This is a genomic window from Aeromonas finlandensis (assembly GCF_000764645.1).
Classification (GTDB): domain Bacteria; phylum Pseudomonadota; class Gammaproteobacteria; order Enterobacterales; family Aeromonadaceae; genus Aeromonas; species Aeromonas finlandensis.
Window position 1 is genome coordinate 17,407 of sequence record NZ_JRGK01000263.1, and the last position, 20,870, is coordinate 38,276.

20 protein-coding genes are annotated in these 20,870 nt (G+C 61.3%); 4 read left to right on the forward strand and 16 right to left on the reverse strand.

Going from position 1 to position 20,870, the window contains the following annotated elements; translation table 11 throughout:
* Positions 1-75: 75 nt before the first annotated feature.
* From dcuC to LD28_RS0113745, 3 genes are read right to left on the reverse strand one after another with little or no spacing between them, the layout of a single operon-like run.
* Positions 76-1,437, reverse strand: a complete 1,362-nt coding sequence (gene dcuC / locus LD28_RS0113735; protein ID WP_033137520.1) for a C4-dicarboxylate transporter DcuC — start codon at positions 1,435-1,437, stop codon at positions 76-78.
* 54 nt (positions 1,438-1,491) lie between these two features.
* On the reverse strand, positions 1,492-2,409 hold the full coding sequence (gene rihC, locus LD28_RS0113740; protein ID WP_033137574.1) for a ribonucleoside hydrolase RihC: 918 nt from the start codon (positions 2,407-2,409) through the stop codon (positions 1,492-1,494).
* A 16-nt stretch (positions 2,410-2,425) separates the two neighbouring features.
* On the reverse strand, positions 2,426-4,225 hold the full coding sequence (locus LD28_RS0113745; protein WP_033137521.1) for an adenine deaminase: 1,800 nt from the start codon (positions 4,223-4,225) through the stop codon (positions 2,426-2,428).
* A 134-nt stretch (positions 4,226-4,359) separates the two neighbouring features.
* Between LD28_RS0113745 and LD28_RS0113750 the strand changes: the two genes are divergently transcribed.
* On the forward strand, positions 4,360-5,298 hold the full coding sequence (locus LD28_RS0113750; RefSeq protein WP_033137522.1) for a LysR family transcriptional regulator: 939 nt from the start codon (positions 4,360-4,362) through the stop codon (positions 5,296-5,298).
* A 289-nt stretch (positions 5,299-5,587) separates the two neighbouring features.
* Entirely contained in the window at positions 5,588-6,067 is a 480-nt protein-coding gene (locus tag LD28_RS0113755) for a YMGG-like glycine zipper-containing protein (RefSeq protein ID WP_033137523.1), read from the forward strand.
* Between the two features lie 95 nt (positions 6,068-6,162).
* On the opposite strand, the gene LD28_RS0113760 is transcribed toward LD28_RS0113755, so the two are convergent.
* From LD28_RS0113760 to LD28_RS0113780, 5 genes are all read right to left on the reverse strand, one after another.
* On the reverse strand, positions 6,163-7,119 hold the full coding sequence (locus tag LD28_RS0113760; protein WP_033137524.1) for a D-2-hydroxyacid dehydrogenase: 957 nt from the start codon (positions 7,117-7,119) through the stop codon (positions 6,163-6,165).
* 145 nt (positions 7,120-7,264) lie between these two features.
* Positions 7,265-8,029, reverse strand: a complete 765-nt coding sequence (locus LD28_RS0113765) for a DUF3530 family protein (protein ID WP_033137525.1) — start codon at positions 8,027-8,029, stop codon at positions 7,265-7,267.
* A 133-nt stretch (positions 8,030-8,162) separates the two neighbouring features.
* Complete coding sequence (efp, locus tag LD28_RS0113770) at positions 8,163-8,729, reverse strand: elongation factor P (RefSeq protein WP_033137526.1); 567 nt, start codon at positions 8,727-8,729, stop codon at positions 8,163-8,165.
* Between the two features lie 45 nt (positions 8,730-8,774).
* Positions 8,775-9,989: an elongation factor P maturation arginine rhamnosyltransferase EarP gene (gene earP / locus LD28_RS0113775; RefSeq protein WP_033137527.1), complete on the reverse strand. Its 1,215-nt coding sequence runs from the start codon at positions 9,987-9,989 to the stop codon at positions 8,775-8,777.
* 201 nt (positions 9,990-10,190) lie between these two features.
* A complete protein-coding gene (locus LD28_RS0113780) occupies positions 10,191-11,234 on the reverse strand; it encodes a GMP reductase (protein ID WP_033137528.1) in 1,044 nt (347 codons plus the stop codon).
* A 381-nt stretch (positions 11,235-11,615) separates the two neighbouring features.
* On the opposite strand from LD28_RS0113780, the gene rloA3 reads away from it, so the two are divergent.
* The gene (rloA3, locus tag LD28_RS0113785) at positions 11,616-12,110 is read left to right on the forward strand and encodes a retropepsin-like aspartic peptidase RloA3 (RefSeq protein WP_081959579.1); all 495 of its coding nucleotides are present in this window, start codon (positions 11,616-11,618) and stop codon (positions 12,108-12,110) included.
* A 38-nt stretch (positions 12,111-12,148) separates the two neighbouring features.
* On the opposite strand, the gene LD28_RS0113790 is transcribed toward rloA3, so the two are convergent.
* The 7 genes from LD28_RS0113790 to LD28_RS0113820 all read right to left on the reverse strand — a co-directional run bounded on the left by LD28_RS0113790 (position 12,149) and on the right by LD28_RS0113820 (position 18,669).
* Entirely contained in the window at positions 12,149-13,585 is a 1,437-nt protein-coding gene (locus tag LD28_RS0113790; protein WP_033137529.1) for an ATP-binding protein, read from the reverse strand.
* The gene (locus LD28_RS0113795) at positions 13,582-14,268 is read right to left on the reverse strand and encodes a response regulator (protein ID WP_033137530.1); all 687 of its coding nucleotides are present in this window, start codon (positions 14,266-14,268) and stop codon (positions 13,582-13,584) included. Before LD28_RS0113795 ends, LD28_RS0113790 begins: the two co-directional genes overlap by 4 nt.
* A gap of 83 nt (positions 14,269-14,351) precedes the next feature.
* Positions 14,352-14,984, reverse strand: a complete 633-nt coding sequence (locus tag LD28_RS0113800) for a tetratricopeptide repeat protein (RefSeq protein WP_033137531.1) — start codon at positions 14,982-14,984, stop codon at positions 14,352-14,354.
* 1 nt (position 14,985) lies between these two features.
* Positions 14,986-15,855, reverse strand: a complete 870-nt coding sequence (locus LD28_RS0113805; protein WP_033137532.1) for an SDR family oxidoreductase — start codon at positions 15,853-15,855, stop codon at positions 14,986-14,988.
* 41 nt (positions 15,856-15,896) lie between these two features.
* On the reverse strand, positions 15,897-16,550 hold the full coding sequence (locus LD28_RS0113810) for an iron-containing redox enzyme family protein (RefSeq protein WP_033137533.1): 654 nt from the start codon (positions 16,548-16,550) through the stop codon (positions 15,897-15,899).
* Entirely contained in the window at positions 16,547-18,013 is a 1,467-nt protein-coding gene (locus LD28_RS0113815) for an AMP-dependent synthetase/ligase (protein WP_033137534.1), read from the reverse strand. Before LD28_RS0113815 ends, LD28_RS0113810 begins: the two co-directional genes overlap by 4 nt.
* On the reverse strand, positions 18,010-18,669 hold the full coding sequence (locus LD28_RS0113820) for a thermostable hemolysin (protein ID WP_033137535.1): 660 nt from the start codon (positions 18,667-18,669) through the stop codon (positions 18,010-18,012). The genes LD28_RS0113815 and LD28_RS0113820 overlap by 4 nt, the downstream gene beginning before the upstream one ends.
* 130 nt (positions 18,670-18,799) lie before the next feature.
* Here LD28_RS0113820 and LD28_RS0113825 point away from each other — a divergent pair, with 130 nt between their 5' ends.
* A complete protein-coding gene (locus LD28_RS0113825) occupies positions 18,800-19,447 on the forward strand; it encodes a class I SAM-dependent methyltransferase (protein ID WP_033137536.1) in 648 nt (215 codons plus the stop codon).
* Between the two features lie 30 nt (positions 19,448-19,477).
* Here LD28_RS0113825 and LD28_RS0113830 read toward each other — a convergent pair whose 3' ends face one another.
* Complete coding sequence (locus tag LD28_RS0113830; RefSeq protein ID WP_033137537.1) at positions 19,478-20,866, reverse strand: NAD(P)/FAD-dependent oxidoreductase; 1,389 nt, start codon at positions 20,864-20,866, stop codon at positions 19,478-19,480.
* Positions 20,867-20,870: the final 4 nt, after the last annotated feature.

Consider the following 20,870-nt stretch of genomic DNA (forward strand, 5'->3'; position numbering starts at 1 on the left):
ATGTGTCTGATGACGACAGCCTCTCATACCCCGCACACAGGCAATCTCGTTGATCGCCTGTGTGTGGGCAAGGACCTAGCTAAACAGCAGATAGGAGAGGGTCATGCAGCAGAGGATGCCCGAGATGATGGGCACCGAGGTGCGCTTGATGATCTCGATGGGGTTGCTGCCGGTGATCGAGGCGATGACGATGATCACCGCTGCGACCGGCGACATGGAGCGGATCAGGTTGGCGGTGAGCTGCATCGGCAGGGCCACTGACACGCTGTTGACCCCGACCTTCTCGGTGATCTCGGGAATGATGTTGATAAAGGAGTAGAAGACCGCCAGCCCGCTGCCGCTGATAAACCCGATCAGCGCCGCCGTGCCGGAGAAGAAGAACATCAGGATGGAGCCGACACCGTCGATGTGCTTCACACTGTCCACCAGGGTATCTATGATGCCGATGGCTTTGAGCCCCTCCACCAGCATGCTGGCCGCCACGATAAGCGACACCACCTGAGCCAGACCCGTCCCCATGCCGGTAAAGAAGATGGCGAACTCCTTGCTGGTCTCCTTGATATTGCCTTTGCGCAGCAGCTCCACCCCTATGGTGAGCAGCAGGCAGACGAAGGTGATCTCCACCAACCCGAGCGAGAGGTGGGTGAAGCAGATGCCGAACAGCAGCACCAGCACCAGCGGCAGCACCGGGAAGAGGCCGTAGTAGGCGGGCGGCAGCCCGGTCGGCACGGCGAGCGACTCCTCTTTTTCCTCCAGTCCGCCGCGCGCCTGCTGCCGCTTGTCCATCGCTTTCTGCCAGAAGTAGTGCACCACCGCCATCAACGCCAGCGTCGGCAGCGAGATGGGGGCGTGGTAAGAGACGATGTACTCCACCAGCGGGATCCCCAGCTTCTGGGCGGCCAGCACGTTATCGGCCCCCAGTGGGCTGGGCATGATGGTGGCGGTGGTGGCAATGACGGCTCCGGCGGTGAGGGAGGACATGTTCGACGCCTTGAGCACCGGATAGAGGGTGGCCATCAGCAGCACAGCCAGACTTGCAGCGCTCGGCACCACCAAGGAGAGCAGGTTGCCTAGCAGGAAAATCACCGGCACCAGCAGATAGGGGGAGCGGATGCGGCTCAAGGGGCGGGTCAGCAACATGACGGCGACGTCGTTGGCGCCGATGTGGCTCATGTAGCTGGAGAAGCCGAACAGCACCATGATGGTGAGGCCGACATTGCCCATCTGGCTGATGAAGATCTGCTTGATCTGGACGAAGGGGTCAAGCCAGCTGAGGCCGCTGCTCTGCGCCGCAGGCAGTAGCGGGTGACCCAGTCCGACGGCGGCAAACATCAGCAGCAGTCCGGCACCAAACAGCACTATCTTGGCATCGTAGTTTTTGGCGATGAGATAGCCGCAGACGACCAGGATCAGGGTGCTGACAATTATTTCCAGCATGGTTCCAACACTCTCTTCTTGATGGGAATGGGCCAGCGAGCTGGCGGTTCGGGATCAGATGGCGCGGGCAAGGGTCTCCATGCACCAGGCCCTGAATCCGGGCACGTCGATATCGAGACACACCTCGGCGTTGGGCGGTCGCTTGAGCCGGTTGTTGATATCCACCGCGGTGGTGCCCAGAGTGTGCTCACCCCGGGTCTCGATGGCCACATGGCAGGCCCGGGTGATGAAGAGGTCGGGGCGCACCAGGTAGGCGATGGCGCAGAGATCGTGCATCTTGAGCCCAGTCTGCATGCTGCCGCCGCGATAGTGGCCGAACAGGGCGTGGAGCATGGCGCCGGTGCGGTTGAGGGCGGGCAGCGCCGCAATCATCTCGCCGGTCAGGGTGGCCCGGCTGGTGACATCGAGCCCGCACATCACGATGGGCAGGCCACTGCTGAAGACAATGTGGGCCGCTTCCGGATCCACGTAAATATTGAACTCGGCATTGGGGGTGTGGTTGCCCCGACCGGCCGAGCCGCCCATCAGCACGATCCGCGCGATCTTCTCCCGACACTCGGGGTGCTGGGTGAGCAGCAGGGCGATATTGGTCAGCGGCCCGATGGGCACCAGCGTCATGGGCTGTTCGCTGGCTAGCAGGGTGGCCTTCATGGCTTCGACGGCATGGATTGGCAGCGGCTGTTGCCTAGGCTCGGCAAACTCGTAACCATCGAGGCCGGAGTGGCCGTGGATGTGGCTGGCATTGTCGAGAGGGCGCACGAGGGGCTGGCTGGCCCCCTGTGCCACCGGTACCTCTTGGCCGAAAAAGTGCAGCAGGCGCAGGGCGTTGCAGGTGGTCTTGCTGACATCGACGTTGCCGGCGACCGTGGTGATGAGCGCCAGCTCGATCCCGGGATGAAACAGGGCGGCGGCGATGGCAACGGCATCGTCGATGCCGGGGTCGGTATCCAGAATAATGGCGACAGGGTTCACGCTGTTCTCCTCGAGGTTAATCGGCTTGGCTGGCATCGTGGGGCCAGCAGCAGATGAAGGGATCGACAATCTCGCGGGTCAGGCCGTCGGTGAGGCCGAGATCGGTCAAATGCGGCCCCGCATTGCAGGCAAGACAGGTCCCCTCGATGGCCTTGAAGACCCGGTAGGGGGGCTCCCACTCCACCACCTTGCCGCTCACTTTGCGCAGGGCGTGGAAACTGGCGGCCAGTTCGCTGGCTGGCAGGTCGGAGAGCATGCCCGCGATAGGCATGGCAACGTGGGCCAGCACCTCACCTTGCTGAACGACCGCCATGCCGCCTCCGCTGGCGATCAGGGTGTTGGCGGCCAGCATCATCTCTTGCGGGTCGCGCCCCAGCACCACCAGATTGTGGGAGTCGTGGGAGTAGCTGGTGGCGATGGCCCCTTGCAGCTCGCCCCACCCCTCCAGCAGCGCCAGCCGGGTGCCCGCCTGATGGCGGCCGTGGCGGTGTTGCACCGAGATGAGGCTAAATCCCGTCGGCACGATGACCTGACCATCCCGAACCTCAACCTCGGTTTCACTCCACTGGGTGAAGCGAGCCCCCTTGATGGTCTTGAAGCGGGCACGCCCCGCAGTCAGCCCGGGCACCCGGATGATGAACTCCTCCAGTGTGCGCAGGGGGATCTGCATGGTATCGCGCGGCGCCTGACAACCAGCGACAGGCTCGGAGGGTTTGAGAATGGCGCCATGGCGGGCGACCCGCTGGCCACCGCTGTAGACCCAGATCGGGTTGAGATCGGTGAGGTTGTCGAACACCACCAGATCGGCGCAGCGGCCAGCGGCAACCAGCCCGAGATCGTTGCGCTGCAGACGGATGGCGGCATTGAGGGTGGCCATTCGCAGCACGTCGGGTACCGCCAGCCCCAGCTCAGCCAGCAGTTTGACCAGCGCAATCATGCCTCCCTTCTCCAGCAGCATGTCGGGCGGCACATCGTCGGTACAGAGGGTGATTTGGGAGGAGAGGTGGGGCAGCTGTTTCAGCGCCGCGACGATCTCCGGCAGCAGATAGGGGTGGGAGCCGCGCAGCTGGAGGGTGAGCCCGGCCCGCAGCTTCTCCAGCGCATCGGCAGCTGAGGTGAGTTCGTGATCCGAGCTGACCCCGGCCGCCAGATAGGCTTGCAGCCGGTGACCAGTGAGGCCCCGGGCGTGTCCCTCAATCAGGGCATTGCGTTGCAAACCAGCGTGCAGAATGCCGGTCATCCGCTCGCTGCCGCCCAGCACCCCCTGCATGTCCATCACCTCGGCGATCCCCGCCACCTCCGGCCACTCCTGCATGGTGGCCATCTCGGGGCCGTGGAAGTCGGCGCCTGACATCTCGAGACCCGGCGTCGAGGGGACGCTGGAGGGGGCGGCGCAGATGACCCGCAGCGGCAGATTGCGGCTGGCGTCGATGGCGTAGCGCACCCCCTCCAGCCCGAGCACATTGGCCAGCTCGTGGGGATCCCAGAAGATGGTGGTGGTGCCCTGCGCGACCACTACATCGGCGTAGCGCTCCGGCGTCAGGTGGGAGCTCTCCACATGGACATGGCTGTCGATAAGACCGGGCGAGAGATAGGCACCGGCCAGATCGTGGGTTTCGCTCGCCTGCTGGAAGGTGCCGACCGGGTGAACGCTGGCGATCAGCGGGCCGACCAGTCCCACGTCGGCGGGGCGGATCTCGCCGGTCACCATGTCGATCAGGTTGGCGTTGGTGAGCTGCAGATCGAAGGGCGCTTCGCCGAGGGCCGCCTGCACGGCGCGGCGGCGCAAGTTGAGGGATGCATCTTGTTCACACATGAAGGAGAGGCCTGACAAGGGGAATAATGGGCACACTTTAGGGAGAGGATTGGCCCATGCATAGCGCAAAGAATTTATAACTGGATAAGAAAGGGTTATGCTGTTGCAAACGTTTTTCTCCGGTTGTCTCTTCCATGTCTGAACCCTGGCGCCGTCTGCCTGCGCTCTCTCTCAAGCAGATCCAGTATTTTGTCACTCTGGCCCAGCTGCGCCACTTCACCGAAACGGCCAACCAGATGGCCATCAGTCAACCCGCCCTGAGCAGCGCCTTGCGACAGATTGAATCTGTGCTTGGCGGCAAATTGTTCCATCGCACCGCGCAGGCGGTCACCCTGACCGAGCAGGGAGAGGCGATCCTGCCCCACGCCAAGGGGCTGCTCAATGTGGCCCACGCCGCTTTTGCCGACATGCAGCAGGTGATGGCCGAAGGGGGCGATGGTACCCTGCGCATCGGTCTGATCCCGTCGGCCTGTGCCCTTATGTTCCCGCTGGCGGCCGCTCGTCTGCAGCAGCAGTTTCCCGGTTTGCGGGTCGAGTTTCAGGATCACACCAATGATGGCCTGCTGCAGGCGCTGGCCGAGGGGTCGCTGGATGCGGGGATTGGCGTGCTGGATGGCGATCTGCCCGACTCGCTCGAGGTCACGCCGCTGCTGGACGATGCGCTGGTGGCGGTGATCAACCGACAGGATCAGCTGGCAACGGAGGAGATGCTCTGTTGGCAGCTGCTGGCTCACCGCGATATCGCCCTGTTTGCCAGAGGCAACGTCAGTCGACAGGTCCACGGGTTGGCCCAGAGCCAGTTGCCCGGGCTAAAGCCCAGATACACCACCGACTATGTCGAGACCCTGTACGGTCTGGTACGCTCGGGGCTGGCCATTGCCATCCTGCCCAGGCTCTATACCGCCCATCTCTGTGATCCCCAGCTCAAGGTGGTGGATCTGCATCAACCGGTGCTGAGTCGTACGCTGGCGCTGATGTGGGCGAAAGGACTCTCCCGATCGACCCGCATCGACGAGGGGCGAGCTCTGCTGCGCAGCACCATCATCGAGCAGTTGGGCAGCCAGCACTGCTGAGATTGCGCTCACAAGCCCCGTGCTGGTGACAGGAGCTGTCCGATCGTCAGCTGTCGGGGTGGGGCTGCGACAGCCTCCCGGCATTGCCGAGGGTTGCACCATTCCTGTGAAATGAAAATTTTCTTGTGGTTATTCAAGCGATTGAATTCGATCTTGCCAGTCACACCTGTTGCCGGGTTTCAAGCGAAGAGCTACCTACCGCAATCCCTCCACTGGCTTGCCGCTTGCCGGTTTGTATAGTGCAGGTTAATAGTGCAGGGGAAATTAATCAGGTTTGACAGGAGTATCCATGGAGATGAATAGCGGTGGCATTCGCGCGCTGGTTTTGCTGGGCGCCTTGCTGGCTGGCAGCACGACCGTGCACGCCTCCGAGACCCTCAATACCATTCTGGGGGGCGGCGCAGGCGGAGTGGCGGGCACCATGATCGGCAAGGAGCTGGGTGGTGATACCGGTGCGCTGGTGGGGGCTGCGTTGGGTGGTGCCGCCGGTGGTGCGGCGACGGCTAACAAGGGCAACAAGAATGAAGCGGCCCTTGGCGGCGCGGTGGGGGCGCTGGGTGGTGCTGCCATCGGCAAGAGTGTCGGCGGTGATACTGGTCAGCTGATCGGGGCCGGGGTTGGCGGGGCGAGCGGCTCGGCCATCGGTGCCAAGACCGGCGATGGTCACCAGAGCCAGGATCGCTATTACGATGATGATGACGACCACCATCACAAACACCACAAAAAGCACAAGAAGCATAAAAAGCACAGAGATCACGACGACGATTGATGCGCGCGCAGGGCATTCTGAAGATGCAAAACGGGGCCTGTTGGCCCCGTTTTTCATGGTGTGGTCACTCTCTTTGCGCTTATCAGATCGCGCGGTCATACCAGTCGGTGCTGGCGGCGACCGGCGGCAAAGGCGTTGATGTTGTCTATCAGCTGATCGGCGAGACGCTGCATTGACTCCTCGCTGGCCCAGGCCACATGGGGGGTCAGGATAAAGTGGGGGTATTGCAGCGCCTTCATCAAGGGATGGTCGGGGGGCGGCGGTTCGACACTCGCCACATCGAAGCCTGCGCCACCGAGCTGGCCATTGGCCAGCGCTTGCAGCAGTGCCTCTTCATCCACCAGTCCACCACGGCCGACGTTGATCAGCAAAGCCCCCGCTTTCATCAGCCCCAGCTCCCGCTCGCCAATCAGGTTGCGGGTGTAGGGGGTGAGCGGGCAGTGCAGACTGATCACATCCGAGCTTTGCAGCAGTTCATCCAGTGGCAGTCGATCCTCATCATGGCTGGCGCCAACCTGACTCTGGGCGTAGCGCACCGTCATCCCCATCCCTTTGGCCCGTTCGCCGAGCGCCTGACCCAGGGTTCCCTTGCCGATGATGCCGAGCTGCTTGCCGTGCAGATCCATGATGTTGTGGTCGAAGAAGCAGAACTGGCCGCTCTGTTGCCAGCGCCCCTCCAGCAGCGACTGGCGCCAGCAGAAGAGGTTGCGCGACAGGGCCAGCATCAGTGCCATGGCGTGTTCCGGCACCGAGGGGCCCGAGTAGTTGCGGATATTGCACACCCCGACGTTGGCGGCGCGGCACGCCTCCAGATCCACGTTGTCGCTGCCGGTGGCGGCCAGTGCGATGAGTTTGAGCTCCGGCAGCTGGGCCAGCTCGGCGGCACCGATCCGCACCTTGTTGATGATGGCGATGCTGGCGTTTTTCAGCCGCTCGACCACCTGTTCCGGGGCGGTACGCGGATAGCTCTGCCAGTGATGGGGGAAGTCGGGGTGATGCAGGGTGATGCCCGCATCCAGGGTATCGCTGTCGAGAAATACGATTTGCTGCATGGATCTTCCTGCCATTTTTCAGGTTCGAGGGGTCATGATGCCAAAGAGGATGCAGTCAGGGCCAGCCTGCCGCTGTGCCAGGGTTGGGCTTTATCCGGCAGATGTGAGCTTGCGCGCGCTTTGTTGCTCGATGGTGGCGGCTGGTTTAGAGCCAGCCCAGATGGTTGAGCCAGCCCTGAATGCGGGTGGGAGTCTCCTCCAGCTCCATCAGGGCGTAGGGGCGGTAGTTGAGCTTGTTGCTGCGGCGGCTCTCGCTTCTGCGGACCTCTGCGGCTAAGAGTGGCCAGCGGCCACCATCCTCCTGATAGAGATCCAGGGTCGGAATGGCTGCCTGTGCGACCTCCTTGGCCATGATCCGGTTGCTCTGCTGATTGGGAAAGAAGCCGTCGAGCAGCACCAGTGCATCGGGGGCGGGCAACTGCTCGCTGGCGATGAGGTTGGCGGTCCAGGCAGCGCCAGTGCCTTGTGCCAGGATCAGCTTGAAGCCCCCCTCTTGCAGCTTGGCATCGGCCAGCTTGCTGATCCGCTCGGCAAATTGCTTGCGAAATTCATCGCTGTTTTTCGCTTTTTTCTCGGCGGCAGGGTCGAGCTCGGTCTGTTGGGGAGAGGGGAGCAGCAGCAGGGTATCAAAGCCCAGCTGGCCAAGGGCACGGGTCAGTTGCCACAGCTGGCCGCTGCGCTGCCAGTCGGGCAGCAAAATGGCCAGCCCCACATAGTTTTCACTGTCGTGTTTGGCGAACAGCACCGTCTGCTTGTCGATCTGGGTAGCATCGGGCAGCCCTTTCCAGTCGCTGGCTTGCCAGTGGTCGAGGGGCAGTGGCTCGGCGACGGGGGGGGCGACGTCGCTCGCTTCTGCCCCATGGCCAGCCAGCAAGGTCAATAACAGCAGTGATAAGGATAATCTGGCCATAGTGTGCTCCCCGGTTAACTGGGTTAGCGGCGGCGGCGGGATTTTCTGAAGGCGGGCGGTGTAATGGCAATGCGCAGGTAATAAAAAAGCGAGCCGGTGGCTCGCTTTTTTGCAATCAATTCAAAGCGCTCAATTAGTTGACGCGACGCTTGAATTCGCCGGTGCGGCTGTCGATTTCGATCTTGTCACCGATCTCTACGAAGGCGGCAACAGCCAGCTCGTAGGTAGTGCCTTTCAGACGGGCAGGCTTGGTCACTTTACCGGAGGTGTCGCCACGGGCAGCCGGTTCGGTGTACTCAACTTCGCGCACGATGGTGGTCGGCAGTTCTACGGAGATGGCTTTCTCGTTGTAGAAAGTCACTTCGCAGATGTCTTCCATGCCGTCTACCAGGTAGTTCAGCACGTCACCCAGGTTGTCTTTCTCTACGTCGTACTGGTTGTACTCGGTGTCCATAAAGACATACAGGGGATCGGAGAAGTAGGAGTAGGTGCACTCTTTACGTTCCAGCTGAACTACGTCCAGCTTGTCGTCGGCCTTGAAGACGGTCTCGGTAGCGCTGCCGTTCAGCAGGCCCTTCAGCTTCATTTTGACCACGGCGGAGTTACGGCCGGATTTGTTGAATTCAGCCTTCTGAACCACCATCGGCTCGGTGCCGATCATGACTACGTTACCAGCGCGGATTTCCTGTGCGGTTTTCATGTAAAAAATTCCTGTTCGTGAAACGGACGGATAAAAACTGCCAGATTATATACGGCTTTCTAAAAATTTCACCAACCGCGTGACGAGATCCCCGTCCCGGAGCAACTTCTGTGACCAGCTTCGCCCATATTGCTGCCAAATAGCGCTATATCGGGGCCATTGGGCCCAAAGTTCGCGGCAATCTTCGCCACGATTGAGGGCCAGATTGAACCGGCGCAGCCATTGGGCGCACTCGGCGGGCAGATCGGCCAGATCTGACAAGTCAGATAAGTAGTGGTCAAGGAACTGCTCCAGCTTGACCAGATGAGCATCCTCTTCCTGCTGGTAGATGTGCCAGAGGAAAGGACGGGCTGCCCACTGGGCCCGCACGAAGGAGTCCTCCCCGCGTACCAGATTGAGATCGCAGCTCCACAGCAGCCGATCGTAACCGGTCTGATCGGTCATCGGCAGCAGCTTGATGGTGAGGTTGCCCGAGTGGAGCAGATCCCCCGCCTTGGCGGTGGTGATGGCGCTTTCAAGGTTTGCGCCGCGCAGCACATCCTGCAGTGAGCGCCCCAGCGGCAGCAGCAGGGTGACGGGCGTGGTGCTCTGGCACCAGCTCTCGACCAGGCTTTGCAGCGCATCGCTCTCGTAGGTAAAGAGGCTGACCCGCAGCTCGTTCTCTTGTTTGGGCGGCAAACCGAGGCTGGCCCAGTAGGCTGCCAGTCCCGCATCATCTTGCTGCCACTGCTCCCGTTCGGTGATGAGGTCGTGCTCGCACAAAAGGCCGCCGGTTTTAGCGGTAAAGCCCGGGAAGAAGAAGTATTTGTTGAGGCTCTGGTTGCCAACTCGCTGTGGCGAGGCGAGGCCGTGGCAATCCTCGACCCAGCTCTCTGCCGAGAGGTACTCCAGATTGATCCAGCAGGGGGGCTTGGGTTGGCTCGCCATCAGTTCTATGAAGGGGGTGGGCAGTTCGCAGGCAAAGGCTTCGATCACCACCCTGGCCGGGGTCATGTCGGTCGGCAGGGTCTCATGCCAGTGCTGGATATAGATCCCATCGACCCACTGACCATCCTGCGCCGGGTCGAGCCCGGGGCAGATGCGGGCGAAACTTGCCAGATCGTCCACCCAGAGCCGCACCTGTACGTCATTGCCGTGGGTGGGGATCTTCCCCTCCCGCTTTAGCTGGCGAGCGAGCCGCCAGGTGACGCCGATGTCACCGAAGTTGTCGACGACGCAACAGAAGATATCCCAGTCAAAGGGGGGCAGGGGGCTGGTCATGGCTCGGGGTTCCAGATGCAAAAAAACCGGTGCGCAGGGTAGCACACCGGTGGATTGGCTTCTAACCGTCAGCGCGTGACGGCGGTCTGTGGCAGGTTACTCCTTGCCGTTGACGTTGTTCTCTTGCTCGCGTACCCGGATAAAGGTGGTGTGTGCTTTGTTCAGCTCTTTAAGCTGGAGGTTAAAGCAGATGAACCAATTTTACTCTTTACCGTAGACGTTGTTCTCTTGCTCGCGTACCCGGATAAAGGTGGTGCGCTTGGTCAGTTCTTTCAGCTGGCTGGCACCCACGTAAGTACAGGTGGAGCGCACGCCGCCGAGGATGTCGCGCACGGCGTTCTCGACCGGGCCGCGATAGGGCAGCAGCACCATCTTGCCTTCGGAGGCGCGGTACTCGGCAACGCCACCTGCGTGCTTGTCCATGGCGCTGGAGGAGCTCATGCCATAGAACTTCATGAAGGGTTCGCCGTTCACATCAACGATTTCGCCACCGCACTCCTCGTGGGCTGCCAGCATGCCGCCCAGCATGACGAAGTCGGCGCCGCCGCCAAAGGCTTTGGCGACATCGCCCGGGCAGGTGCAGCCGCCGTCACCGACGATCTGGCCACCGAGGCCGTGGGCTGCATCGGCACACTCGATAATGGCGGAGAGCTGCGGATAGCCCACACCGGTCTTGACGCGAGTGGTGCAGACCGAGCCCGGGCCGATGCCAACCTTGACGATGTCGGCGCCGGAGAGGATCAGCTCTTCGACCATCTCACCGGTCACCACGTTGCCCGCCAGGATGACGTGGTTGGGGCAGGCTTCACGGATTTTGCGCACGAACTCGACGAAGTGTTCGGAGTAGCCGTTGGCCACGTCGACACAGATGAAGCGCAGCGCTTCGGACATGGCGAGGATTTTGCGGGTCTTAGCGAAGTCATCCGGCGAGGTGCCGGTCGATACCATCACATGGCCCAGCAGGGCCGGATCGGTTTCGTTGACGAAGGTTTGCCACTGCTCAAGGCTGTAGTGTTTGTGTACTGCGGTCATCATCTCGAAGCCAGCCAGGGTTCTGGCCATGGCGAAGCTGCCGACGGTATCCATGTTGGCGGCGATAACGGGAACGCCTTGCCATTGAGTCTGGGTGTGCTTGAAGGTGAACTGACGGGTCAGGCTGACTTGGGAACGGCTCTTGAGAGTAGAGCGCTTGGGGCGGAACAGGACATCCTTGAAACCGAGCTTCAAGTCTTCTTCGATACGCATTACGAATTCCTTATTGAGCCTTGTTGAAAGTCACTTTTGCAGTGGTCAATTTTCGGCAGGCGCAAAAAAACCGGTGGTTTTCAGGGCCTCCGGTTTACAACAGTGTAGGCAAAAATCCCTCCAGAACAAGACTGATAATTCACTCATTGTTGTGGTAGCCTTTGGCGTCACAACCTGATGTTGACCATCAGCTTCATCCAGCACCTTTTGGTGTCTCCTTTCTCCCCTCTGTTTTCTCTCTTTTCAGCCTCTCGGCGGGCACGGTTTGTCGTCTCTGTCGTGGCGGATGTGGTTTTATCCAAGTGACTGAAATCAATCAGATTGACCCCCAAAGCTACTGTGGTAGATCTGGGCGCAGGATTGACAAGGCGGGGCAGTGAAATGGGCAAGATGATGGCGGGCATGACCCTGATGCTGGCACTCTGTGGCAGTGCGCTGGCAGAGACGCCGACCAGCTATGGCTGGATTGAGAAGGGACTTATTTTACCCTCCGGGGTGGCGGTGAAGATGAAACTCGACACCGGTGCGCTCACCTCTTCCCTCGATGCGCGCTCTCTCGTCCACTTCAAGCGTGACGGAAAACCCTGGGTGCGCTTCATGCTGGTGGTGACCGATGCCGACAGCGGCAAGCTGGTCAAGCAGCAGTTCGAGCGTCAGGTTGAGCGCAGTGTAACGGTGCGCGGAGCGGGCGGCATGGAGCAGCGGCCAACGGTGACCATGTCCATCTGTCTGGGGAACAAGGTGTATGAGGAGTGGTTCACCCTGCGGGATCGCAGCAAGATGATCTATCCGGTGCTGCTGGGTCGCCGTCTGCTGGCGGAGCTGGGACCGGTGGATGCCAGTCGAACCTTTACCGTGCAGCCAGCGTGTCATTGAAAGCAAACAGCCCGCATCGCGGGCTGTTTGCTTATCGCTTATCTTGCCGGCGGAAGCGGGAGTAACACACTCACCTCCAGCCCCCCTTCCGGCCGGTTGTGGACATCGAGATCGGCGCCGTGCAGCTGGGCAATGCGCGACACGATAGCCATGCCGAGACCCACGCCATCCCCCTGCTGGGGATTGACCCGAAAGAAGCGTTCACACAGTCGCGACAGGGCACTGGTGGGAATGCCGGGGCCATTGTCGCTCACATCCACCCTCACCCGGTTTCCCTCCCGCTGTACCCGGACTTTGATCTCGCCTTCCGGCTGGGTGTAGCGCAGCGCATTGTCGATCAGGTTGCTGAACAGCAGGTCGAGCAGGGTGGCCTGCCCCATCACCTGCAGCGGCAATTCACACTCCAGCGACAGTTGCTGATCCTTCTTGAGGGCGATGGGTGCCAGGGTCGCCAGAGTGCCTTGCAGCAGATGGCCCACCTCCAGCTCGGTCAATACCAGCCCCTGCTGGTTGTCGATACGGGCCTGGGTCAGCAGCTGGCGGATCAGCCGATCACTGCGATCGAGGGCCTGCAGCATCTTGTGCAGTGATTGCTGACGGCTGGCGTCATCGTCGGCTGCCAGGGCATTTTCACTGTGGATGCGCAGTACTGCCAGCGGGGTGCGCAGCTCGTGGGCTGCCTCGTTGGTGAACTGTTTCTCCCGCTCGATGGTCTCGGCAAGGGCATGCATCAGGCGGTTGATCTCGTTGGTGAGCGGGGTCAGCTCATGGGCGCTGCTCTTGAGATTGAGCGGGCTCAGGTTGGCCGGGTGGCGCTCGCTGATCGCTTGTGCCAACTGGCGCAAGGGGGCCAGCCCGCGGGTGATGAGCCACCAGAGCAGGATCAGCAGGAAGGGGAGTGTGAGCAGCAGTGGCAACATGGTGAGAGTGGCCATCTTGCTGGCCAGTTCGCTGCGTTCGTCGTCCCGCTCCGCGACGACCAGCCAGGTGTGCGCATCCTCGTTGTAGAGCGTGAAGGTGCGCCATTGGTGATGACCTTTATCGACCGTATCAAAGCCGCGAGCCAGGGCGACCAGCGGTTGATCCGGGGCGCTCGGGGAGCGCAGCAGCAGCTTGCCCTGCTCATTGAGCAGCTGGAAGTAGAGGTTGCGCTCGAACTCATGACCATAGGGGGTGGTATCCCGATCCTCGCCGCTCAGGTTGAGGCTGGCATCCTTCTGCCAGTTGTCGGGGTTCTGTTGTTCCCACTCCTGATAGACGGTGCCATTGGCCGGAAGTTGCCCCTGCTGGGCCATATAGCGGCCCAGCAGCTGGTTGGTGATGCGGGCTGATTGGGCCAGCCGGGCATCGAACAGCTCCTCCATCTCGTGACTCGCTTCCAAATAGCCGATCACGGCGCTGATGGTGAGACTGAGCCCTACCAGCGTCAGGATGCCGGTGAGCAGAAAACGGCGTATGGAGCGGGGGCGTTTCATCTGGTGGGGCTCCGGGTGGCCTGATCAAGCTGAGGAATGATGTAACCGACCCCGCGAATATTGCGGATAAGGTCGCTGTAGAACTTCTTGCGCAGATGGTGGATATGCACCTCTACCGCGTTGCTCTCTGCCCCTTCATCCCAGCCATAGAGGCTCTGCTGCAGCTGATCCTTGCTCAGCACCCGTCCGCTCTGGCTGACCAGCTCCTGCAGCAGCTTGTATTCGTGGGGGGTGAGTTTGACAGCCTCCCCCTGATAGGTGACCTGCTGGGATTCGGGATAGATGAGGATGTCGCCATACTCCAGCACGGCCTGAGCCTGCCCCTTGCTGCGGCGCACCAGTGCGCGCAGGCGGGCGTTGAGCTCCTGCAGGGCGAAGGGTTTGACCATGTAGTCATCGGAACCGGCGTCGAGGCCGATCACCCGATCGTCGAGGGCATCGCGGGCGGTGAGGATCAGCACCGGTAGCTGGTGTCCTTCACGGCGCAACTTGCGCAGCAGGCTGAGGCCGTCGATATCGGGCAGGTTGAGATCCAGAATCAGGGCGGCGAATTCGTCGCACTTGAGGGCTGTCAGGGCGGGCAGCCCCTGTTGCAGCCAGTCCACCGTATAGCCACTGTGGCGCAGCGCATCCTGCATGCCATCTCCCAACATCACATCATCTTCCACCAGCAGGATCCGCATTGTTATTCCTCTCAAAACGACGCTGCCCACCAGTATGCAAGCTGGTGGGCAGAGTTTAAATAGATCTCTGATCCGGTAGGGGTTTATAGCTTGGCTAGCTTTTCGCGGATCTCCATTTTCCGCCCGGCATCAGCCACTTCCCGGCCGGGACGGGGAGGGGCGGCCAACGCCTTGTCGAGATAGGTTTTGGCTTCGGCCTTGCGCCCCTGATCCAGCAGGAAGTCGCCGTAGAAGAAGTTGGGGTCAATCCCGTTGGGGTTGAGGGTCAGCGCCTGTTTGAGCAACTGCTCGGCCTTCTCGTCATCACCAAAGCCGACCGGCCAGCCGGGCACCTGATAGTAGAGCGAGCCCAGGCTGGTGTAGGCGGAGCCCTCCAGCGCCTTGGCATCCTGTTTGATGGCCAGCTCCAGCTTGGCTTTGGCCTCTTTCACCAGCCCCAGCGCTCCCAGTCCACCCTTGGCGCCAGCCCAGGTACTCTTGACGATGGCCGACCAGATCAGCAAGTCGGTGCGAAAGGGCTCCTTGGCACTGGCCGCTTCAGCCTGGGTACTCAGGGTTTCAAGGCAGCTCTCTTTGGCTTTGCCAGTCTGCTGATACTGGCAAACCGCCCACTGTTGCTGAATGGGGGCGAGAGCATCGTCCGCGGCCATGACGCTGGATGAGCCAAGCAGAATGGCGATGGCACATGAGGTGGCAGATTTAAGCGCAAAGGTCATATCAAGGTTCCTTTTTGGTCGGGATGGGGCGGGACAATGCCGGTTGTGGCTGAGCACTCCCGCCGGGTTCTGCCGTCCTGGATGGAAGATGACGGGCATAACGTTCGATGATGGGTAACTGTTTGGCCAGCGCCTTGTCGACGACTCCGGGCAGCAGGGCGTTGAGCCGCACGAAGAGCTTCTCTGGCCAACCGAGCCAACTGCGGCGGGTTTCGTTGCACAGCGCGATGATCGCCTCTTCCGCTACCTCCTGCGGACTGTCGGTCTGGGTGCCGAGCGCAGCATTCATTTCGTAGGCGGCTTCGGAGTTGAGTTTGGTGCGGGTGGCGCGCGGGGCGAAGTGCAGCACTTTGATGCCGCTCCCTTCAAGCTCCCGTCCCAACGCTTCGCTAAAGCCGCGCAGGGCAAATTTGCTGGCACAGTAGACGCTGTAGCCCGGGTAACCGATGCTGCCAAAACTGGATCCCATGTTCATGATGATCCCCGGTTTGCGCATGGTTGGCAGCAGGGCGCGGGTCAGCTGGATCGGCGCCTCGATATTGAGCAGCAACTGGCGCTCTACCTGCTCCACACTCTGATCTTCCAGCCAGGCAAACTGGTTGCAACCGGCGTTGTTGATCAGAATGTCCACCCCCTCCTCCAGTGCGGGGTGCTGCAACAGACGAGCCCGCTCCTGGGCAGAGCCGAGATCGGCGATCACCACCTGGTGGCGTTCGGGGTTAGGCAGCGCTTTGCAGAGTCGCTCCAGTGCCGGGCCGCGGCGGCCGTGCAGCAGCAGGTGTGCCCCCTGGGCGGCCAGTTCCTGAGCCAGCTCTTCACCGATGCCACCGCTGGCGCCGGTGAGCAGCACGAGTTTCCCTTCAAGCTTCATGGTATGGATTCCCTTTTCGCTGTCTGCGTGTTTTCTGCCGCTTACTGTGTGGCGGTGAGGTTGTAGAGCATCTCGCCATAGAGGCGGTAGACCACCTTGGTGGAGTGAATGATGGCCGCCTGATCGGCCGGACTCTCGACCTGATCCATCAGGGATTCGAAGAACTTGAGGTGCTCCTGATCCAGGGTGCCGTGGGAGCTGAGATAGCTCATCGCCTGTGGCGGCAGCCCGAGGCCGCTCTTCAGCTGGTCGGCCACGGTGAGGGCGATGGCGACACTGGTGCCTTCCAGCACCTGTACCATGCCGAAGAAACCCATGGGGTTGTCGCGCTGGATCTGGTCATAGAGGAAGGCGACCATCAGCTCGATGGGCAGCCCGGGCTGGCCGTGGCGCACCGCCTCGGCATCACCGCCACAGGCGCGGATATCATTGAGGATCCACTCCTGATGGCCATACTCCTCGTCGATATATTCGGCAATGGCGCCGCGTACCCACTCATACTCCTGACCCAGCTTGCCGCCGGTCGCCATCAAGAGCGGAACGGTGTGGCGCACGTGGTAGTAAGCCTGCGCCAGAAAGGCGAGATAGGTATCACGGCTGATGTCACCACGGCGGCAAGCTTCGATGATGGGGGCATTGAAGAGGTGCTCGCGCTCAGTAGCAGTGGCTTGTTGCAGAGTCTGATAGAAGCTCATGACGATTCTCCTGTAAGGCATTGGCTAATTTGCTGGGAAAAGTGTTGATAAATCTCGTTGCGACGAGGGCGCCCGTTGGCGGTCAGCAGCCCGGGATGTTGATCCAGGGCGACCGGCAGCCAGTGGTGCAGCCGGGCGTAATCGGGTAAACGGCTGTTCAATCCTTCAATTTGGCGGGGCAGGTCGGCTTCGGCTCCCGGCAGTGGCTGGATCAGCGCCACGTTGGCGGGCTGGCCATCGCCAAAGACCACGATACGGGCGATGGCGGGACAGAGCTGGGCTTCAGCCTCGACCCACTCGGGGGAGAAGTTGCGGCCAAAGGCGGTGATCTGGACATTCTTCTTGCGTCCGGTGATATGGAGGTAGCCCTCATCATCCAGATGTCCCAGGTCGCCGGTGGCGATCTGCTCCGGCTTGGGCTCATCGTCTCCCAGATAACCCAGCATCGGATTGCCGCGCACCAGGATCTCGCCATCATCGGCAATTGAGACCTGACAGTGCGTCAGGGGGCGGCCCACGCTACCCGGCTTGTCAGCGTTCAGGCTGTTGAGGGCGACCACGGAGCCGCACTCCGAGAGGCCATACCCCTCATACACCGGCAGGCCAATTTGGCGAGCATGAGCGATAAGGTCGGGGGCGACCTTGCCGCCACCGACGGCGATAAAGCGCAATCCCTTGAGCTGCTGGATCAGCGTCGGTGTACTGGCACACAGGGCAAGCAGCAGGCGCAGCAGCTCGGGCACCAGCACCAGACTGTGGGTTGGCCAGCGCAGCAGCGCCTGGGCCAGCATGGCCGGGTTGAGTGAGCTGGAACCGGTGAAGCCGAGCTCTGCCAGCGACGGGATGCGGCTGCAGGCGCCGGTCAGCAGTGGTACATAGAGGCCGGTAATGTTCTCGAGCAGGGTGGCCAGCGGCAGCAGGGTGAGGTGTTTTTCTACCTGTGCCGGGGAGACGCGCTCGGCCAGTGCGGCGCTCACCGCCATCATCTGGGCCAGTGACAGACAGACGCCCTTGGGCTGGCCCGTGGTGCCGGAGGTGTAGGTGATCTTGGCCGTGCCCTTGGGCAGCACCGGACGATTGGCCGGGGTGTGGCGCCACAGCGGCAGTTCACCAGTGACCAGTTTGAGGGGCTCTGCGGCATGCCACCCCTGATGGCACGGTCCCACCAGTGCATCGGCGCCGCTGCTCTCCAGCAACCACTCTTGCTGGGCCAGACTGAAGAAGTGGGGGACCGGGATGACCACGATCCCCGCCTTGCTACAGGCCAGATCCATCAATGCCCAGGGCAGGCCGTTATCCAGTTGCAGGGCCAGGCGGCTGATCCCCGCCTGTTCCAGCTGGCTGGCCAGCCGTTGAATTTGCTGCCACAGAGTCTGGTAATCCAGCAGCTGATGGCTGTCGCGCAGTGCCGCTTGTTGCGGCATCTGGCTGGCGTGTTTGGCGATGACGTCGAACAGGTTCATTGGGCGCACCTTTTGTCGCTATTGATGCAGATATGGCTAAAAAGGGTCGGCATGGGGGCCAGCAGGTTGAGTAGCAGGCTATTCTGGGCCAGGACTTCACGACCCTGATTGATATCGCCCACCATCACTTTGGGTTGGCAGCGGTAGTATTCGCCCCAGGCTGCGGCATCTTCACCTACCTGATGAGCCTGGGCGGGGGCCAGTTCCACCGGGTTGAGGCGCAGACGGGTGAAGCTGTTGCGCAGCTTGGCGGTGCCGGTAAAGACCACGTAGTCGAGGGCGTTTTCACACAGCAGACGACACAGCGCCGCAAACATCAGGCGGGCATTGCCCGGTTCGCTGCAGGCCAGATTGCCCACTTCGATAATGCGGTTGCGTGCCGGATAGACCCCAAGGCGGGTGTTGATGGCGGCCTCGATGGGTTGCTCCAGATACTGTTCCAGATAGAGAGGCCCCTCACTGGCATGATTGAGACCACAGGCACCGACCAGTGTCCCGTCCGCCCGATAGAGCCCCAGCAGACAGGGGAGAAAATGGGGGATGCGGGCGTTGAACTCGAGGGTGTAGGCGGCCTGGATATAGGCTTGCAGCGCCATGACCTGCTGCTCTGATTCGGCCAGGATCAACCGGTAGGGGGCTTGGATCTCGGTGGTCATGGGTGACTCCTTCTCTTTTGATGGGTTTAGAGTAAAAGGGCAAACTTAAGAAACCCTTAAGGAGCAAAAAAAGTTGTCAGTGACGCGGCGGGCAGGCAATCTGCGCCGCTGTCACTGTTGAGGAACCACCATGTCATCCACCGTCTGCTGCCCCCTGTGTGCCAGCCATCGCAGTTATCCCCTGCCGGTGGCAGGCAAGCGCTATCATCGCTGCCTCGCGTGCGAGCTGGTCTGGCTGGATGCGGGCGATCATCTGGATGAGGTGGCGGAGAAGGCGGTTTATGACGGTCACGACAACCGGGTGGATGATCCCCGTTATCGCACCTTTCTGATGCGGGCTTTTGGCGAGGTGCAGGCACGGGTGCCGCTACCTGCCAGTGGCCTCGATTTTGGCTGTGGCCCGGGTCCTGCGCTGGTGGCGATGGGGGGCGAGGCGGGTTACCAGATGGCGGGGTATGACAAGTTCTACGCCGATTTTCCCGAGTTGCTGACGCGCCAGTACGACTTCATCACCAGTACCGAAGTGATCGAGCATATCGCCGAGCCGCGTGCTGTGCTTGATCGGTTGTGGGCTTGCCTCAAACCGGGCGGCCTGCTGGTGCTGCAGACCCAGCGGGTGCTCAGTGACGAGCGGTTCAAAAACTGGCGTTACCGCCACGATCCTACCCATATCGTCTTCTTTGCCGAGGCGTCGTTTCAGCTGTTGGCCGCCAGCTGGCAGGCCGAGCTCAGTTTCCCCCACGCCGATGTGGCGGTATTGCAAAAAGGCACACCGTGAGGTGTGCCTTCGTCTGTTTCTTGCCCGGCTCTACTCCTTGTAGCCCTTGTCCTGCCACTGGTAGTACATCAGGGCCGACTTGACACCGATTGACTTGAACGGCTCTGGCGGCAGCCACATTGGCAGCGTCTGCTCTGCGTGGTTGAACCAGGGATGCTCCTTGCCCTGATAGAGGCTGGCCACAATGTCGCCAAACAGGAAGGAGAGGTTGATGCCGTGGCCGTTGTAGCCGAGGGCGTAGTAGATGTTCTGGTGATCCCCCATCACCCCCACCGCTTCGGTGCTGTCGCCGGTCATGCCGAGCACCCCGTCCCACACCTGCTCAAATTTGATTCCCTTGAGGGCCGGATAGAGGGTCACCAGCTCGGTCATCATCATCTCGCTGACCCGGTTGAGGTCGCCCTTGTAGTTGAGGCCGTCGTTGAAGACGTACTCGGCATTGCCGCCGCCGATGACGATGCGGTTATCCGGGGTCAACACCAGATGGAACAGGATGTTGCGGGTGTCATAGTAGGGCACCCGGCTCTGCCAGTGGATGGCGGCAAGTTGCTTTTTGGTGAGCGGCTCGGTGACGGCGCTCTGGGCGTGCACCGGAAAGACCCGCCCGCTGAAGTAGCCAAGTTTTGAGGTATAGCCGTTGGTCGCCAGCACTATGCTGTCGGCGGTCACCTTGTACTTGTCGGCTACGTTCAGTTCGATCTGCTTGCCCTCCTTGATCCCGAGAACCGGGCTCTGTTCATAGATAGTGACGCCTGCCTGCTCCACCGCCTTGCGCAGGGCATTGACCAGCTTCATGGCGTGAACCTGACCGCCATTGGGGTCGTAGACAGCCCCCACGTAGCGATCGGTGCCCAGTTTCTCTTCGGTGGTATCGGCGTTCCAGTACTGGAGCGGGATGCCGAGGCGATTGGCGGTTTTCACATAGTCGCGGTACTCGGCGATATCCTCCTCATCGAGGATCGCCTCCACATAGCCATCGAGCTTGAGGTCGGCCTCGACGCCGGTTGAGGCGACCAGCGCCTGCAGCTTGCGCATGCTGGCGACGGTGAGGTCGTAGTGGCGCTTGCTCGCTTCCCCCTCCTCGTCGAGATCCATCACCTCGGAGCCCGGCAACACCATGCCGCCGTTGCGGCCCGAGGCACCACTGCCCACCTGTTTGGCTTCGAAGATGGCGATCTTGAGCGACGGATTGGCCTTGGCCAGATGCCAGGCGCTGGAGAGGCCGCTGTAGCCGCCGCCGACGATGGCGATATCCACCTTCATGTCTTGCGCCAGCGGGGCGCTCTCCTCTGCCGGTTTCTCCTTGAACCAGTAGCTGGTGTTGGGCTCAAAGTCGCTTATCTTGGGGCCGCAGGCGGCGAGGAAAAAACAGCTGATGCACATGGTCAACGCTCGTTGGCACAGGGTGGTCGGATTCATGTTT